Here is a 17,446-nt window from a genome sequence, read left to right on the forward strand (position 1 = left end):
AATATCCCTTTTCTTGAACCCCGTGGCTTGGTATTTGAAAGCCATAGGGGTTTGTCAGGCTTTGCTAGTCCTGTGAGCCGGTTCGCTTCCGCGCGAATTCGGCTGGCGACGGCCTGCGCCCTGCGAACAGAGGGGCAGCAGTCGAAAAGTGTCGGACGTCATTCTCTACACGGGCAACGCGTTCAGCGTCGCGGACGGCAAGGGCCGTTTCGTGCTGCCCCTGGAGATGCGCCGGCAGATCAAGCTGTCCAGCGGCAATGAAACGCGACTTTTCCTGTCGGTCCATGGCGGCAACCCCTGCGCCACGGCCTTTGGCGAATCGCATCGCCGCCACCTGTTCACCGAAGTCGAGGAACTGGCCCGCGAAGCGCGCGCCGCAGGCCGCCCCTATGATGCCGACCTGGAGCTGGAGCGCCGTCTCGGCACGATCGAGGAGGTGAACTTCGACGAAGGAGGCCGCTTTGCCATGCATCCCGACATCAAGGACGAATATGGCATCACCGACGCCGTCTTCTTCTATGGCGTGGGCCGCTACATCCAGATCTGGAAGCCGGAAACGCTGGTCGACAGCAAGGACCGGCCCGAACTGATCCGCAACAAGGTCCGGCGCTGGCTGGACCAGCGGGCGGCTGGAGGAGGCAAGTGAGCGTTTCCGCCGGCCTTGCCCAGGACCCTGACCGCCACATTCCGGTGCTCCTCGACGAAGTGCTTCGCGCCCTCGCCATCAACCCCGGCGAGGTTCATGTCGACGGCACGTTCGGCGCGGGGGGCTATTCGGCCGCCATGGTGGACAAGGGCGCGCGGGTCTTCGCGTTCGACCGCGATCCCGACGCGATTCGCGAAGGGCGGGCGCTGGCCGACGAAAAGGGCATCACCCTGATCGCCGGAGAATTTTCCCGGATGGAAGAAGCGATGGCGGAACGGGGCGTGGCGTCCGTTTCCGGTGTCACGCTGGATATCGGCGTGTCCTCCATGCAGCTCGACCGGCCGGAGCGGGGCTTTTCCTTCCAGGGTGACGGCCCGCTCGACATGACGATGAGCCAGAGCGGGATGAGTGCCGCCGATTTCCTGAACAATGCCCCTGAGCAGGAGATTGCCGACATCCTCTATCGCTATGGCGAGGAGCCGCGCTCACGCCGCGTGGCGAAGGCGATCGTCGAGGCGCGGCCGCTGGAGCGCACCGGGCAGCTTGCCGGCGTGGTGCGCAAGGCGCTCGGCCACAAGCCGCATGACAAGAAGGACCCGGCCACCCGCACCTTCCAGGCGATACGCATCCATGTGAATCGCGAGCTGGAGGAACTGGAGCGGGGGCTGGAGGCGGCCGAAGCGATGCTGGAGGAGGGCGGCCGGCTCGCGGTCGTCACCTTCCACAGCCTGGAGGACCGCATCGTCAAGCAGTTCCTGCGCAACCGCAGCGGCAGCGAGGCGAGCGGATCACGGCATCTGCCCCAGCGCCAGTCGGGGTCGGCGCCTACTTTCGAAAAGCCCGCCAAGGCGGTGCGGCCCGGCATGGCGGAACTGGCGCGCAATCCACGCTCCCGATCCGCCACGCTGCGCAGCGCCATTCGTACGTCCGCCCCTGTGGCCCCCCGGAGTTCCCGCTCATGATCGCGGTCAAGAGATTGCAGAGCCTGATCTGGATCCTTCTCGTCGCGCTGGGCGCGCTGGGCGCCTATATGGTGTCGCTGAAGGTCGCGACGGAGCGCAACGAACTGATGAAGGTGCGGACGCAGATCGCGCGGGCGAAGGCTGACATCCGCTATCTGGAGACCGAGTTCAGCGCGCGGGCGAACATGCGGCAGCTTGAGCGCTGGAACCAGGACGATTTCATGTATGCGACGCCCACCGCCCAGCAATATCTGGCGGGCGAGCGGGCGTTGGCGCATCTCGACGGGGTGCAGCCCAATGGCCCCGATTATGTGGCGCCGCCGGTGATGGTGGCGATGGTGGAGACGCCCGCCGACCTGCCGTCCGCGCCGCAGGCTGCCCCCGCCAGCCCCGCGCCGACCCAGATCCGCAGCGATATCGCCGTCATCCGGGAGGCGCATGCCGCGGACAATGTCGACAAGATCGCGAAGCCCGCCGTCAAGACCGCCAGGGAAAAGGCGAAGGAGGACGCCGACACCACCAAGCCCAATCCCGTCGTCCGCCACGCTGAGCGGATGGCGATGCTGGACGCGAAGCTGCTTGACGACAGTACGCTGGGCGACATCAGTGCCAAGGCGAAGCGCGAGCGCGCCAAGGGGGACCGCTAAATGGCGACGATCATCGTCCAGCCGGGCGGCGCGAGAGCAGGCAAGCAGCGCGTTGACCTGACGGCGATCGCGCATAACCGGTTGATGCTGCTGCTGATCCTGTTCATGGCGATCACGGCGGTATTGATCCTGCGCCTGACCTGGGTGGGGGTCTTTGCCGGCAATGGGCGTGGCGGCGACGCGATGGGCGGCCTTCCGGCGCGGGCCGACATCGTGGACCGCAACGGCGTGCCGCTGGCGCGTACCATGGACGCCTATTCGATCGCGGTGCGGCCGTCGCGACTGATCGGAGACCCCTCCGAACTGGCGCGCAAGCTGCATGAGATCTTCCCCGACGAACCGGAAAGCGCCTTCTACAAGAAGTTGACGGGCCGCGGCTGGGCTTATCTGCGTCGCCGGGCGCTGCCGGAAGAGGTGGCCGCCGTGAACGCGCTGGGCGAGATTGGCATTGAATTTCCGCGTGAGAAGGAGCGGCTCTATCCGCAGCGCACCCTGGCCGCCCATCTACTGGGGTTCGCGCCGAATGCCGACGGCAAGGGTGGCATGGGGGTGGAGGCGGCGTTCAACGACCGGCTGACCGATCCGGCGATGCGCGGCCAGCCCTTTGCCATGTCCATCGACAGCCGGGTGCAGGGCGCGCTGGAGAGCGAACTCTATGCCCAGCTCGTCCAGACCCGAGCCAAGGGGGCGGGCGGCGTGATACTGGACGCCAATACCGGCGAAGTGATCGCCATGGCGTCGATTCCCGTGTTCGATCCCAACAAGCTGCAAGATTATGCGGGCAAGAATTGCAGCGAATCGCCGCTCTGCAACCATATGGTGCAGGCCCGCTATGAACTGGGTTCGGCGTTCAAGCCGCTGTCGATCGGCGCGGCGATGGACCGTGGCATCGTCACGTCCATGTCGAAGACCTATGACGCGACGGCGCCGCTCGCCATTGCGGGTTTCCGGATCAAGGACGACCATCCGCTGGGCCGCTGGATCAACGTGCCCGAAATCCTGGTGCACAGCTCCAATATCGGGACCGCCCGGATCGCCGACCAGATGGGTGCGGAGCCTTTGCAGCATCTTTTCCGCGAGTTGCATTTCGACCAGCGCGCGCCGATCGAACTCAACGAACGGGCGGGCACGCTCTGGCCGGTCAATTGGGGGCGGATCACGACGCTCACCGTTTCCTATGGGCACGGCATCGCCGTAACGCCTTTGCATCTCGCTTCGGCTTATGCCGCCCTGGTGAATGGCGGACTTTGGCGGCCTGCTACGCTGCGGAAATTGAAGGCGGACGAGGTTCCGGAGGGCCGGCGCGTCTTTTCAGCCGCTACCAGCGCGCGCATGCGCCAGCTGTTGCGCATGATCGTGGCGGCAGGTACAGGTCGTTCCGCCGACGCCAAGGGATACCGGGTGGGCGGCAAGACAGGTTCGGCCGAAAAACCTCAGCAAGGCCGGTATAACAAGACTTCACTGGTGACGACCTTCGCTTCTGCCTTCCCTATGGACAATCCGCGCTATGTGGTCCTCGTCACCATGGACGAGGCGACGGGCCAATATGGCCTGCGCACGGCCGCCTGGACAGCGGCGCCGGTGGTGAAGCGGGTGGTGGAGCGCACCGGGCCGATGCTGGGCGTGTTGCCCGATGAGCGGCGCGACGTCGATATTTCCGATCTCATGCCGCTGCTGCACGGCGACAAGGAGAAAGAATAATGCGCCTCGGGTCGCTAATCGAGGGGCTGGATGCGAAGCTCGACATGGGAGCGTCCCTGGACGTTCCGGTGTCGGGCTTCGCAATCGATAACCGGAAGGTGGCGCCGGGCACGGTGTTCGGGGCCTTCCAGGGCGCGCGCGTCAATGGCGAGGACTTCATTCCCGCAGCCGTGCAGTCCGGGGCCGTGGCGGTCGTCGCCCGGCCGCAGGCCAAGGTCCAAGGCGCGATGCATATTGCGTCGGACAACCCCCGCCGCCTGTTCGCCCAGCTTGCCGCCCGCTATTTCGCGCCGTTTCCGGAGGTGACCGTCGCCGTCACCGGGACCAACGGCAAGACCTCCACCGTCGAACTGGCTCGGCAGCTCTGGCGGATGCTGGGACATAAATCCGCCTCCATCGGCACATTGGGCGTCACGACATCCGTGGATCAGGTGTCCACCGGGCTCACCACGCCGGACATCGTCACCTTCCTTGCCAACATGTCGGGCCTGAAGCGCGAGGGCATCAGCCATGCTGCGTTCGAAGCGTCGAGCCATGGCCTGGCCCAATATCGCACCGAAGGCCTGCCGGTTTCGGCCGCCGCCTTCACCAACCTGTCGCGTGATCATCTGGATTATCACGGCGACATGGACAGCTATTTCGAAGCCAAGATGCGCCTGTTCGACGAGGTCGTCGCGCCCGACGGCACCGCGGTCGTCTGGGCCGATGACGCATGGTCGGACAAGGTTCTCCAGCGGGCTACGAAGCGGGGGCTTCGTGTGCTGAGCGTCGGGGTGCAGGGGCAGGCATTGCGTCTTGCCAACCGCACCCCGACCCAGTTGGGCCAGGCGCTGGAAGTCGAGCTGGCCAAGGATCTTGGAGGCAAGTCCTGCAAGGTGAACCTGCCGCTGATCGGCGCCTATCAGGCGGCCAATGCGCTCACCGCCGCGGGTCTGGTGATCGCGGGCGGCGAGGATGCGGGCAAGGTGCTGGAACTGCTCGGCCGGGTGCAGCCCGTGCGCGGGCGGCTGGAGCGGGCCGTCATCACTCGCGCGGGGGCGCCGGTCTATGTCGATTATGCCCATACGCCCGATGGGCTGCGCGCCGCCATAGAAGCGCTGCGGCCGCATACACGGGGCAGGCTGATCGCCCTGTTCGGCGCGGGCGGCGATCGCGACGCGGGCAAGCGGCCGCAAATGGGCAAGGTGGCCGCGGAGCTCGCCGACCATGTGATCGTCACTGACGACAATCCCCGTTCGGAAGAGCCTTCGTCCATCCGCGCAGCCGTGATGGCGGGCGCGTCGGGGGCGGAGGAGATCGGCGGACGTCGCGCCGCCATCGCCGCCGCCATCGCGCAGGCGGGCGCGGACGATATCGTGCTCCTGGCGGGCAAGGGGCATGAACAGGGCCAGATCATCGGGGATCGGGTGCTGCCCTTCGACGATGTGACCGTGGCGCGGGAATGCGCCGGATGAGCGCACTCTGGACCTCGGAAGAGATTGCGCAGGCCACAGGGGGCGTCGCTTCGGCGCCCTTCGCCGTTTCTGGCGTGGCGTTCGACAGCCGGGAAGTAACAGGCGGCGATCTGTTCGTGGCGATGAAGGGCGAGGCGACCGATGGCCATCGCTTCGTCGACAAGGCCTTCGGTCAGGGTGCGGCGGGCGCCATCGTCAGCCAGCCGATCGCCCAGCCCCATGTGCTGGTGCCCGACAGCGCGGCGGCGCTGGAGGCGCTTGGCCGCGCCTCGCGCGCGCGGATGCAGGGCAAGGTGATCGGGGTCACCGGATCGGTGGGCAAGACCGGCACCAAGGAAGCGCTGTTTCATGCGCTCGACCGCGCCTTTCCGGGGGCGGTTCACCGGTCCGTCAAGAGCTACAACAACCATGTCGGCGTGCCGCTCAGCCTGTCGCGCATGCCCCGCGAATCGGCCTTTGGCATATTCGAGATGGGCATGAACCATGCCGGTGAACTGGCGGCGCTGACCCGGCAGGTGCGGCCGCATGTCGCCATCGTCACCGCCATCGCGCCGGCCCATATCGAATTTTTCGGCACCGAGGAGAAGATCGCGGAGGCCAAGGCGGAGATTTTCGAGGGGCTTGAGCCGGGCGGCACGGCGGTCATCCCCTATGACAGCCCGCATGTCGCGACCCTCTATGCCAAGGCGGAGAAGCATGCGGCGCGCATCCTGACCTTCGGCTTCGATACGCAGGCGGACGTGCGCGCGCGTGAAACCGTGCCTGCGGCGGGTGGCGGCACGCTGGTCACGGCGGCGCTGCCGGGCGTGGAGCTCTGCCTGACCGTGGGCGCGCCGGGCGAGCATTGGGTTTCCAATGCGCTGGCGGTGCTGGCGACGGTCGAGGCGCTGGGCGGCGACCTGGCCGCGGCGGGGCTGGCGCTGGCGGAAATGCCGGGCCTGCCGGGCCGGGGGCAGAGGAGCATCCTGCCGGTCGAGGGTGGCGAGGCGTTGCTGATCGACGAAAGCTACAACGCCAATCCGCTGAGCATGGCGGCGACGCTCAAGCAATTGGGCCGCGAGCAGGCGGACCGGCGCATTGCCGTGCTGGGCGGGATGCGCGAACTGGGCGACCGCAGCCGCGAATTGCACGCCTCGCTGGTCGAGCCGCTGACCGCGGGGCAGGTGGATTATGCGGTTCTGGTGGGGGAGGAGATGGAGCCGCTGGCCCAGGCGCTGCGAGGCGCCATGCCCTTCGACCATGTCCCCGACACCGCCAGGGCAACCGATCTTGTAAGAAGTGAAATACGCGCGGGCGATGCGATCCTGGTGAAGGGGTCGAACGGCATCGGCCTGTCGCGCCTCGTGGCCGCGCTACAGGAAGCGAAGAACTGATGCTCTACTGGCTTGCCCAGACAATGGATTTCGCGGGTGTGTTCAACCTCATCCGCTATTTGAGCTTTCGCGCCGGCGCGGCGATCGCCACCGCGCTGATCATCGGCCTGCTGATCGGGCCGCGCTTCATCGGATGGCTGCGCGTGCGGCAGGGCAAGGGCCAGCCGATCCGCGACGACGGCCCGCAGACCCATCTGGCCAAGCGGGGCACGCCGACCATGGGCGGGCTGATGATCCTGACGTCGGTGATGTCGTCGGTGCTGCTGTGGATGGATTTGTCGTCCATCTATGTCTGGGCTTGCCTGTTCGTGACGCTGGGCTTTGGCGCCATCGGTTTCCTCGATGATTATGACAAGGTGACCAAGGCCAGCCACAAGGGGCTTTCGGGCAAGATGCGGCTGGCGTTCGAATTTCTGATCGCCGGTTTCGCCGCCTGGCTGATCGTCAACCAGCATGGCAATACCGCGCTTTACCTGCCCTTCTACAACGGCCCGGCAATCGAGCTGGGGCCGTTCTATTTCCTCTTCGCCGCCTTCGTGATCGTGGCATTCGGCAATGCGGTCAACCTGACCGACGGGCTGGACGGGCTTGCGACCATGCCGGTCATCATTGCCTGCATGGCGTTCATGGCGATCGTCTATCTGGTCGGGCGCGCCGACTTTGCCCATTATCTGGGCATTCCGCATGTGCCGGGGGCGGGCAATCTCACCATTCTTTGCGGAGCGATCATCGGGGCGGGGCTGGCCTTCCTCTGGTTCAACGCGCCGCCTGCCGCCGTTTTCATGGGCGATACCGGCAGCCTGGCGCTGGGCGGCACCATTGGCGTGATCGCCGTTACCGCGCATCATGAGATCGTGCTGGGCGTGATCGGCGGGCTGTTCGTGGTGGAGGCGATGTCGGTCATCATCCAGGTCTTCTTCTACAAGCGGACCGGCAAGCGGGTCTTCAAGATGGCCCCGATCCACCATCATTTCGAGCAGCTTGGCTGGGCTGAGCCGACCGTGGTGATCCGCTTCTGGATCATTTCCTTCGTGCTGGCGCTGGCCGGCCTTGCCACGCTGAAGTTGCGGTGAGCGCCATGGGGATCGTTTCGGACGTCTTTGCAGGCAGGAAATATGCGGTTCTGGGCCTGGCGCGGTCCGGGCTGGCGACGGTTGAATGCCTCGCCGCCAGCGGCGCGCAGGTCGTCGCCTGGGACAGCCGGGACGAGGCGCGCGCCGCCGTCGAGGGCAAGGCGGAACTGGCCGACCCCACCGAAATCGACCTCAAGGGCTTTGACGGCGTGGTGGTTTCGCCGGGCGTGCCGCTAAACAGGCATCCCATCGCCATGCATGCGAAGCTCGCGGGCGTGCCGGTCGTTGGGGACATAGAGTTGTTCGCGCTTGCCCGTCCCACCCTGCCGAAGCATCGGGTGGTCGGGATCACCGGGACCAACGGGAAGTCCACCACGACGGCCCTGGTCCATCACATCATCGAGACGGCGGGCATTCCGACGCGGATGGGCGGCAATATCGGCCTGCCCATATTGGGGCAGGACCCGCTGCCCGACGGCGGCGTCTATGTGCTGGAACTGTCCAGCTACCAGATCGACTTGACGCGCAGTCTCGATTGCGACGTGGCGGTGCTGTTGAACATCACGCCCGATCATCTGGATCGCTATAATGGCTTTGAAGGCTATGTGGCGTCCAAGGCGCGGCTGTTTGAAATGCAGGCGGGCGATCATATCGCGGTGATCGCCGCTGAGGATGAACCGAGCCGTTCGATCCTGTCGTCCGTGCGTCATTCCCGCGCAGCCGACGACGAGCGCGTGATGGCGGTGAAAGCCGCCGACATCGATCCCAGCCGCCAGGCCGGCTGGCCAGCGCTGCAAGGCCCGCACAATGCCCAGAACGCTGCCGTCGCCATTGCCGTCGCCCGCGCGCTCGGCATCGATGAAGCGGCGATCGAAAAGGGCCTGCAAAGCTATGCCAGCCTGCCCCACCGGATGCAGCGGGTGCGCGAGTTGAACGGCGTCCTCTACGTCAATGACAGCAAGGCGACCAACGCCGCCTCGACCGCCCCTGCGCTCGCCGCCTACCCGCCGATCGATGGGCGGCCGCGCCTGCACTGGATTGTCGGCGGCCTTGCCAAGACCGACAATCTGGACGAGTGCGAACCTTATTTCGGCAATGTCGCCCATGCCTATACCATCGGTGAGGCGGGCGCTATGTTCGCCGAACTGCTGCGATCGCATATGGCGGTGGACGATAGCGAGATGCTATCGGCCGCCGTTCGCCGGGCGGCGCGGGTGGCCCAGCCGGGGGATGTGGTGCTGCTGTCGCCGGCTTGCGCCAGTTTCGACCAGTTCCGCGATTTCGAGGCGAGAGGCGATGCCTTCGTCGCTGCCGTGGCCGCGCTGGAATAAAGGGAAGCGGAGGAACCTGGGGGCATGTCGAGGGCAGGCGATCTTGTAAAGGAATTCAGGAACCGCACCGTCCCGCGGGAGCGCACGGCGCTGGCCATCTGGTTCTGGGAAATCGACCGCGTGCTGCTGTCGCTGATCGTCGCGTTGATGGCGATCGGGCTGGTGGCGGTGGCGGCGGCGTCCCCGGTGGCGGCGATCGATCGGTCGACCAGCACGGTTTCGGTGACGCCGCTCATCTATTTCTATCGCCAGCTGATGTGGGTATTCATCGGCCTGCCGATCATGCTGGTGATCTCCATGCTGCCCCGGACGCAGGCGCGCAGGCTGGCCTTCATATTGTGCGTCGTCTTTGCCGTGGCGTTGTTGCTGGTGCCGGTGCTTGGCTCGGTCGTGAACGGCGCCAAGCGCTGGATCGATCTGCCGGGTTTCCGGTTCCAGCCGTCGGAATTCCTGAAGCCTGTCTATGTCGTCACCATGGCCTGGCTGCTGTCGCTGCGCGGCAAGGACATGACATTGCCCGTGATCCCGCTGACAGGCGCGCTGACATTGCTGATCGCGGCGATCCTGATGAAGCAACCGGACTTCGGCCAGACGGTCATCTTCCTTGCCTGCTGGGGTGGCCTGCTGCTGCTGTCGGGCGTTTCGATGCGCTTCATCGGCGCGATGGCGGGCGTGGGGCTCGGTGGCCTGGTGCTGATGTACATGTTCTATGAGAATGGCCGCCAGCGGATCAACGACTTCCTGGGGATCGGCGTTGCACAGGATATGGGGCCGGACCAGACGGAGCTGGCCTTCCGCACGATCACCCATGGCGGTTTCCTGGGCGTGGGTCCGGGCGGGGGGCAGAACAAGTTCCGCCTGCCCGAAGCGCATACCGACTATATCTTCTCCGTCATCGGGGAGGAGTTCGGCCTGCTTGCGTGCATCGGCATTGCCTGCGTCTATCTGGCGATCGTCGTGCGCGTTTTCCTGCGCATGCTGGACGAGGATGATAATTTCACCATCCTCGCCGCGGCGGGCCTCACCACGCAATTCGGGCTGCAGGCGATCATCAACATGGGCGTCAATGCGCAGATATTTCCGTCAAAGGGCATGACGCTGCCCTTTATCAGCTATGGCGGCTCCTCTATGCTGGCCCTTTGTATCGGCGTCGGCCTGTTGCTCGCGTTCACGCGACGCAATCCCTTCATGGGTCGGCACACGGTCGTCAAATGGAGTGGTCGATGAGTATTTCCCGACACTTCGTCCTCGCCGCCGGCGGGACGGGTGGGCACATGATTCCGGCGCATGCCGTCGCCGAGGAACTGATGCTGCGCGGCCACCATGTCGCGCTGGTGACGGATGAGCGCGGCGCCAAGATTCCCGGCATTTTCGACAAGGCGCAGGTCCATGTCATGCCGGCGGGGCGCATGACCAGGAATCCGAAGAGCTGGCCGGGCGCGGTGAAGGCGATCCTTGCAGGCCGGGCGATGGCGCGGCGTTTGAACGAGACCTTCCGTCCGACCGCCGTGGTGGGTTTCGGCGGCTATCCCGCCATGCCCGCGCTGCTGGGCGCGCTGGCCGACGGCATTCCGACGGCCATTCATGAACAGAATGCCGTGCTGGGGCGGGTGAACCGCTATCTGGCGGGGCGGGTCGACGCGATCGCGACCGCCTATCCCGACGTCCGGCGGCTCAAGGACCGCTATGCCGGCAAGGTGCATCTGGTCGGCAATCCGGTGCGCGAGGAAGTGAAGCAATTGCGCGAGGAGGAATTCCCCGCGCTGACTGATGAAAGCGTGTTCCGCGTGCTGGTGATCGGCGGCAGCCAGGGTGCGACGATCCTTTCCAGCGTCGTGCCCGACGGGCTGGGCATGTTGCCGCTCAGCCTCCGCCGCCGCCTGCAGGTGACGCAGCAATGCCGCGCCGAGGATATCGAGCGGGTGCGCAAGCTCTACGCCGACCTCGAAATCCCGGCGGACCTGGCGACCTATTTCAACGATGTGCCGGAGAAGCTGGGCTGGTCGCACCTGGTGATCGCCCGTGCGGGCGCATCCACATTGGCGGAACTGACCTGTGCAGGCCGGCCCGCGATCCTGATCCCGCTGCCGAGCGCGATGGACGACCACCAAACCGCGAATGCCCGGGAAATGACCGAGGCCGGCGGCGCGCGCACCATTGCGCAGGCGCGCTTCACGGCGGTCGAGCTTGCCAAGCAGATGCAGAAGATGGCGCTGGAACCGGGCGCGCTCCAGAACGCAGCGAAACGCGCCCGCGCCTGCGGCCGCCCCGATGCGGCACGCGACATGGCGGATCTGCTGGAAAGCATCGGCACGGCGCCGATCATCAACGATCCGGTGAAGGTCGGGCCGACCCCGGCAAGCCTCAATCTGCAGGGGGTTCCCGCGTGAAGTCCGGCAATCTCGGCCTGAAAGGTTCTCCCTGTTTCATGAATAAGGAATCCCGCGCATGAAGGGTGTCGGCACCGACATCGGCACGATCCATTTCATCGGCATTGGCGGCATAGGCATGTCCGGCATCGCCGAAGTGATGCACAATCTGGGTTACAAGGTTCAGGGCAGCGACGTGGCCGAAGGCTATGTGGTCGAGGGACTGCGCAAGAAGGGCATTCCGGTGATGATCGGCCACAAGGCCGAAAATCTGGGCGATGCTGCTGTCGTCGTCACCTCCACCGCGATCAAGAAGGGCAATCCCGAGGTCGATCTGGCGCTGGAACGCCGCGTGCCCGTCATCCGTCGCGCGGAAATGCTGGCGGAACTGATGCGCCTCAAATCCACCGTGGCTGTCGCGGGCACGCACGGCAAGACCACGACCACCTCCATGGTTGCGGCGCTGCTGGACGCGGGCGGGGTGGACCCGACCGTGATCAATGGCGGCATCATCAACAGCTACGGTTCCAATGCCCGGCTGGGCAACAGCGAGTGGATGGTCGTGGAGGCCGACGAGAGCGACGGCAGCTTCCTGCGCCTCGATGGTACGCTGGCGGTGGTCACCAATATCGATCCGGAACATCTCGATCATTATGGCAGCTTCGACAAGGTGAAGGATGCCTTTGTCGAGTTCGTCGAGAATGTGCCCTTCTATGGCGCGGCGATGCTCTGCCTCGACCATCCGGAGGTGCAGGCGATCCTGCCGCGCGTGCAGGACCGGCGCATCGTCACCTATGGTTTCTCCGCCCAGGCGGATATTCGCGGCGAGAATGTTCAGCCGATCCCGGGCGGCAACCGCTTCGATGTGCAGATTCGTGAGCGTGACGGATCGCTGCGCCGGATCGAGGGGATCGTAATGCCGATGCCGGGCCGCCACAATGTGCTGAACGCCATGGCGGCGATCGGCGTGGCGCTGCAGATGGGCATCGATGACGCGACGATCCAGACCGGCTTCGCCAAGTTCGGCGGGGTCAAGCGGCGCTTCACCAAAGTCGGGGAAATCGCCGTCGGGGGCGGTACCGCGACGGTGATCGACGATTATGGTCATCATCCGGTCGAGATCAGGGCTGTGCTGGCCGCCGCCCGCGAAGGAGCGAAAGGCCGGGTCATCGCCGTGGTCCAGCCGCATCGCTTCACCCGTCTGCGCGACCTGATGGATGAGTTCCAGCAGGCCTTCAACGACGCCGACATCGTCTATGCCGCCCCGGTCTATCCGGCCGGCGAGCAGCCGATCGAAGGGGTGGACAGCGCGGAACTGGTCGCGGGGCTGAAGCGCCGGGGCCATCGCAACGCCGCGACGGTCGAGGGTGCGGACGATCTCGCCCGCCTGATCGCCGCCGATGTGCAGGCGGACGACATGATCATCTGCCTTGGCGCGGGCGACATCACCAAATGGGCGGCGGGCCTTGCCTCCGCCGTTGCGGAGAAGGAAGCCGCCTGATGTTCGAGCTGTTCAATGTTGGCCTCGAGATGCAGAAGCGCATGATCGACCTCCAGATGCAGGGCATCGAAGTGGCCCAGCAGATGGTCGACGCAGCGCAGCGCAATGTGGACGCCGGGGCCGCCGCCGGGCGGGCGGGCGAAGCGGGTGTGAAGGCGATGAAGGGCTGGATGCGGCTCTGGGGGATGCGCGATTGACGCTGGCGGTCACGTCCCTTCCCCCGGTTCGCGGCTCGCTCAGGGCCGATGCGCCGCTGGCGCCGCTCGTCTGGTTCAAGGCGGGCGGTGTTGCGCAATGGCTGTTCGAGCCGAAGGACGCGGACGATCTTTCTGATTTTCTGGCGCGGCTTGACCCTGCGATTCCGGTGATGGCGCTGGGCCTGGGGTCCAACATGATCGTGCGCGACGGCGGGGTTCCGGGCGTGGTGGTGCGCCTTGGCAAGCCATTCGCCAGGGTGGAGCAGGTCGATGCGACCAGCCTGCGTTGCGGGGGAGGAGCATCGGGCATCCTTGTTTCCTCGGCGGCGCGGGACGCGGGCATAGCGGGGCTTGAATTCCTGCGCTCCATTCCCGGCACGGTCGGCGGCTTCGTGCGGATGAACGGGGGCGCCTATGGCCGTGAGACGTGCGATATCCTTGTGGAATGCAATGTTGTTCTGCGGTCGGGCGAACGGGTGACGCTGCCGATCGACGCGCTGGGCTACACCTACCGCCACAGCGCCCTTCCCGACGGCGCCGTCGTGGTAAGCGCCATTTTCCGGGGCGTTCCTGGCGAGCCGGCGGCCATCCAGGCGGAAATGGATCGCATCGCCGCCGCCCGCGAGGAAAGCCAGCCGCTTCGCAGCAAGACCGGCGGCTCGACCTTCAAGAATCCCGATGGGCACAAGGCCTGGCAGCTTGTGGATCAGGCCGGGTGCAGGGGGCTGCGACAGGGTGGCGCGCAGGTTTCGGAAAAGCACACCAATTTCCTCCTCAACCTGGGCGACGCGACGAGCGCGGATATCGAGGCGCTGGGCGAGGAGGTCCGCCGCCGGGTGAAGGAAAAGAGCGGCATCGACCTCGAATGGGAAATTCAAAGGGTGGGCGTTCAGCTGGTTGAAGGAAAAGACAGATGACCCGTGGCCCCTGGCATGTTGCCGTCCTGATGGGGGGGTGGTCCGCCGAACGGCCGGTTTCGCTTTCGTCGGGCGAGGGCGTCGCCAAGGCGCTGGAGTCGCGCGGCCACAGGGTCACGCGGATCGACATGGATCGTGACATCGCGCTGCGCCTTGCGGAGGTGAGGCCGGACGTGGTGTTCAACGCCCTTCACGGCGTTCCCGGCGAGGACGGCACCGTGCAGGGGATGATGGACCTGATGGGCATCACCTACACCCATTCGGGCCTCGCCACCTCCGTCATCGCCATCGACAAGCAGCTTACCAAGCAGGCGCTGGTGCCCCATGGCATCCCCATGCCCGGCGGGCATATCGTCCGCAGCGAAAGCCTGTTCGAGGGCGATCCCCTGCCGCGCCCCTATGTGGTGAAGCCGGTCAATGAGGGCAGTTCGGTCGGCGTCGCCATCGTGACCAGGGACGGCAATCATGGTTCGCCGATCGGCCGGGATGTCGAGGGTCCGTGGCTGCATTTCGAAGAGTTGCTGGCCGAACCCTATATTCGCGGGCGGGAATTGACGACCGCCGTGCTGGGCGACGAAGCGCTGCTGGTCACGGAATTGCGTCCGAAAAGCGGTTTCTACGATTTCGACGCCAAATATACGGACGGGATGACCGAGCATGTGTGCCCCGCCGATATTCCCCAGGAGATCAGCGAAGCCTGCAAGGCCATTGCCCTGCGCGCGCACCAGTTGCTGGGTTGCAAGGGGGCGTCGCGGGCTGATTTCCGCTGGGACGATGAACAGGGGATCGACGGGCTGTTCCTGCTGGAAGTGAACACGCAGCCGGGCATGACGCCGCTCAGCCTGGTGCCTGAACAGGCGGCGAAGCTGGGCATTGACTATGCCGAGCTGGTGGAGCGTATAGTCGAGGACGCGCTGAAGAGCGCAGGGGGGACGAAGCATGGCTGAAGCACGCATCCGGCGTGGCGGAACGGCGCGGTTGGCGCGCACGACCGGCACGCGCGGCCGCAGCGGTGGGCGAGGACGTTCGGTCAAGCAGCGGAGCTGGATCGACGGTCTGATCGACCTGCTGCCGGTCAGCGAGGAGACGCTCCAGCGCATGGCGAGCTGGGCGATCGTCGGCATCGTGCTGGCGGCGCTGGTGGGTATCGCCATCTGGTCGGGCCTTCCCGCCATGGCCGGGCAGAAGGCGTCCGAACTGGCGGCCAAGGCAGGCTTCGAGGTCGAGAAAGTCGAAGTGCGCGGCGTCGAGCGGATGGACGAACTGCCCATCTACAATATCGCCCTTGGCCAGGTGAGCCGGTCGATGCTCTCGCTCGACCTGCCCAGGGTGCGGGCTGACATGCTGAAGCTCGGCTGGGTCAAGGATGCGCGCATTTCCCGTCGCCTGCCCGATACGCTGGTGGTCGACATCGTCGAGCGCGATCCGGTTGCGGTGTGGCAGCATGATGGGCAGCTTCACCTGATCGACGTGGCCGGCGTGGTGCTGCAATCGGTATCGGCAGGGGCGATGCCGGACCTGCCGCTGGTCGTTGGCCCCAACGCCAATCTGCAGACCGCGGGTCTCAACAGGCTGATGGAAAATGCGCCTGCGCTCAAACCCATGCTGGCGGGCGCCACCTGGGTCGGGAACCGGCGCTGGGACTTGCGCTTTCAATCGGGCGAGACGCTGTCCCTGCCCGAAGGCGACAAGCCGTCGGCCACGGCGTTGGTCAATTTCGCGCGGATGGACGGGGTGAACCGCCTGCTGGGCCGGGGTATCGTCAAGTTCGACATGCGCGATCCCGATCGTTTCGTGCTGCGCCTGCCGCAGGGGCAGGGAAGCGGCCAATCCGGCGACAAGCCCGCCGCGAGCGCCGAAGCGCCTGCCAAGGGCGAGGAAGGCTGAACCCCCATGGCCCAACCCAAGGTCGAGAAGTTCGTCACCGCGATCGACATCGGATCGTGGAAAGTGTCCGCGCTGATCGCGGGGCGCACCGAAAATGGCGAACTGGCGATCCTGGGCACCGGGCAGCGTGAAAGCCGGGGCGTTCGGCGCGGCTTCATCGCGGATATGGAGCGGACCGAACTCGCCGTACGGGAAACCGTCGAACAGGCGGAACGCGTCGCGGGCACGAATATCGAGGATGTGTGGGTCAGCTTTTCGGGCGGTTCGCTGGTCAGCGATGTCGTCACCGTCGAGCGCGACATGGGCGGTTATCGCGTCGAACAGGCGGACATCGATGACCTTCTGACCACAGGCCAGCAGGGGATTGATCCGGACGGCCGCGTGGTTCTGCATGCGCAGCCGACCTGTTTCACCATCAATGGCCGTGTGCCGGTGAAGAAGCCGCTGGGCATGCATGCGGACCTGCTGGGCGTTGATATCCATGTCGTGCTGGCCGACGGGGCGCCGCTCGCCAATCTCGACCTTTGCGTGCGCGGCGCCTATCTCAATGTCAATTCCATCGTCGCTTCTCCCATCGCCACGGGCCTTGCCTGCTTGTCCGAGGAAGAGCGCGACCTGGGCGTCGCGCTGGTGGAACTGGGCGCGGGCGTCACCAATGTCTCGCTTTATGCCGGTGGCATGCTGGTCGGGCTGCACAGCATTCCCATCGGTGCGTCCGACATCACCGACGACATAGCGTCGGCCTTTGGCATTCGCCGCAGCCAGGCGGAGCGGATCAAATGCTTCTACGGATCCGCGATGCAGAACCGCCGCGATTTCCGGGACATGATAGAGATCGCGGCGCCGCATGGCGATGTCGCCATTCCGGGGCAAAGCGCGGGCCCCAACGCCGATGGCGGCAAGATTACCCGCGCCGCTCTGGTGGCGGTGATCTGCGAGCGGCTGAACCAGATCATGGTGGAGGTGAATGCGGCGCTCGCCGGCATGGGCTTCAACACCCCCACGGGGCGGCAGGTCGTGCTGACCGGCGGCGGCGCCGAAATGAAGGGCATTGCCGACTATGCGCAGGGTGCGCTGGGCCGCGCGGTGCGGATCGGGCGGCCGCGCGGCCTCGCCGCCATGCCGGAGGCACATAGCGGTCCGGCCTTTGCGACATTGGCCGGTCTTGCGCTTTATGGCGCTTCAAACCCGGTTGATCTTAGAACGATAGCGCCCGCTCCCCAGACCGTTCACCGTATCGGCGCGCCAGCATGGTGGCAGAGGATGGTGAAGGCGATGAAGACGAACTATTGAAATAAACACGGTCAGACGAAATTTACTGGTGAAATACGCCATCATCTTGCATTAACCTTCGATGACAGTTTCGCTCACGTCACCGAAGCTGGAGG

The 17,446-nt window shown here is 65.6% G+C and carries 16 protein-coding genes; all 16 read left to right on the forward strand.

Annotated elements, in window-relative coordinates; all coding sequences use genetic code 11:
- The first annotated feature begins 148 nt into the window (after positions 1-148).
- The 16 genes from MRBLSP13_RS22240 to ftsA are packed head-to-tail and all read left to right on the forward strand — an operon-like array spanning position 149 to position 17,351.
- On the forward strand, positions 149-646 hold the full coding sequence (locus MRBLSP13_RS22240; protein WP_363739183.1) for a division/cell wall cluster transcriptional repressor MraZ: 498 nt from the start codon (positions 149-151) through the stop codon (positions 644-646).
- Positions 643-1,608: a 16S rRNA (cytosine(1402)-N(4))-methyltransferase RsmH gene (gene rsmH, locus MRBLSP13_RS22245; RefSeq protein ID WP_363739185.1), complete on the forward strand. Its 966-nt coding sequence runs from the start codon at positions 643-645 to the stop codon at positions 1,606-1,608. Before MRBLSP13_RS22240 ends, rsmH begins: the two co-directional genes overlap by 4 nt.
- On the forward strand, positions 1,605-2,255 hold the full coding sequence (locus tag MRBLSP13_RS22250) for a colicin transporter (protein ID WP_363739187.1): 651 nt from the start codon (positions 1,605-1,607) through the stop codon (positions 2,253-2,255). The genes rsmH and MRBLSP13_RS22250 overlap by 4 nt, the downstream gene beginning before the upstream one ends.
- Positions 2,256-3,956 (forward strand): peptidoglycan D,D-transpeptidase FtsI family protein, encoded by a 1,701-nt coding sequence (locus MRBLSP13_RS22255; RefSeq protein WP_363756664.1) that lies wholly within the window; start codon positions 2,256-2,258, stop codon positions 3,954-3,956.
- On the forward strand, positions 3,956-5,410 hold the full coding sequence (locus MRBLSP13_RS22260; RefSeq protein WP_363756665.1) for a UDP-N-acetylmuramoyl-L-alanyl-D-glutamate--2,6-diaminopimelate ligase: 1,455 nt from the start codon (positions 3,956-3,958) through the stop codon (positions 5,408-5,410). The genes MRBLSP13_RS22255 and MRBLSP13_RS22260 overlap by 1 nt, the downstream gene beginning before the upstream one ends.
- Positions 5,407-6,783 (forward strand): UDP-N-acetylmuramoyl-tripeptide--D-alanyl-D-alanine ligase, encoded by a 1,377-nt coding sequence (locus MRBLSP13_RS22265; protein WP_363756667.1) that lies wholly within the window; start codon positions 5,407-5,409, stop codon positions 6,781-6,783. The genes MRBLSP13_RS22260 and MRBLSP13_RS22265 overlap by 4 nt, the downstream gene beginning before the upstream one ends.
- On the forward strand, positions 6,783-7,856 hold the full coding sequence (gene mraY / locus MRBLSP13_RS22270) for a phospho-N-acetylmuramoyl-pentapeptide-transferase (RefSeq protein ID WP_133653704.1): 1,074 nt from the start codon (positions 6,783-6,785) through the stop codon (positions 7,854-7,856). The genes MRBLSP13_RS22265 and mraY overlap by 1 nt, the downstream gene beginning before the upstream one ends.
- 5 nt (positions 7,857-7,861) lie before the next feature.
- Positions 7,862-9,187 (forward strand): UDP-N-acetylmuramoyl-L-alanine--D-glutamate ligase, encoded by a 1,326-nt coding sequence (gene murD / locus MRBLSP13_RS22275; protein ID WP_363756669.1) that lies wholly within the window; start codon positions 7,862-7,864, stop codon positions 9,185-9,187.
- Positions 9,188-9,211: 24 nt separating this feature from the next.
- Positions 9,212-10,414 (forward strand): FtsW/RodA/SpoVE family cell cycle protein, encoded by a 1,203-nt coding sequence (locus MRBLSP13_RS22280; RefSeq protein ID WP_363739197.1) that lies wholly within the window; start codon positions 9,212-9,214, stop codon positions 10,412-10,414.
- Entirely contained in the window at positions 10,411-11,577 is a 1,167-nt protein-coding gene (murG, locus tag MRBLSP13_RS22285) for an undecaprenyldiphospho-muramoylpentapeptide beta-N-acetylglucosaminyltransferase (RefSeq protein ID WP_363756671.1), read from the forward strand. Before MRBLSP13_RS22280 ends, murG begins: the two co-directional genes overlap by 4 nt.
- 58 nt (positions 11,578-11,635) lie before the next feature.
- Positions 11,636-13,057 carry a UDP-N-acetylmuramate--L-alanine ligase gene (gene murC / locus MRBLSP13_RS22290; protein ID WP_363739201.1) on the forward strand — a complete coding sequence of 474 codons (1,422 nt, stop codon included), beginning with the start codon at positions 11,636-11,638 and terminating at the stop codon, positions 13,055-13,057.
- Positions 13,057-13,254, forward strand: coding sequence for a hypothetical protein (locus MRBLSP13_RS22295; RefSeq protein WP_363739203.1), 198 nt, complete (start codon positions 13,057-13,059; stop codon positions 13,252-13,254). Before murC ends, MRBLSP13_RS22295 begins: the two co-directional genes overlap by 1 nt.
- On the forward strand, positions 13,251-14,171 hold the full coding sequence (gene murB / locus MRBLSP13_RS22300) for a UDP-N-acetylmuramate dehydrogenase (protein ID WP_363739204.1): 921 nt from the start codon (positions 13,251-13,253) through the stop codon (positions 14,169-14,171). The genes MRBLSP13_RS22295 and murB overlap by 4 nt, the downstream gene beginning before the upstream one ends.
- Positions 14,168-15,118, forward strand: a complete 951-nt coding sequence (locus MRBLSP13_RS22305; RefSeq protein ID WP_363739206.1) for a D-alanine--D-alanine ligase — start codon at positions 14,168-14,170, stop codon at positions 15,116-15,118. Before murB ends, MRBLSP13_RS22305 begins: the two co-directional genes overlap by 4 nt.
- The gene (locus MRBLSP13_RS22310; RefSeq protein WP_133653712.1) at positions 15,111-16,058 is read left to right on the forward strand and encodes a cell division protein FtsQ/DivIB; all 948 of its coding nucleotides are present in this window, start codon (positions 15,111-15,113) and stop codon (positions 16,056-16,058) included. Before MRBLSP13_RS22305 ends, MRBLSP13_RS22310 begins: the two co-directional genes overlap by 8 nt.
- Positions 16,059-16,064: 6 nt before the next feature.
- Complete coding sequence (gene ftsA / locus MRBLSP13_RS22315) at positions 16,065-17,351, forward strand: cell division protein FtsA (protein ID WP_025550635.1); 1,287 nt, start codon at positions 16,065-16,067, stop codon at positions 17,349-17,351.
- Positions 17,352-17,446 lie beyond the last annotated feature (95 nt).

Source organism: Sphingobium sp. LSP13-1-1.1, assembly GCF_040676415.1.
Taxonomy (GTDB): Bacteria; Pseudomonadota; Alphaproteobacteria; order Sphingomonadales; family Sphingomonadaceae; genus Sphingobium.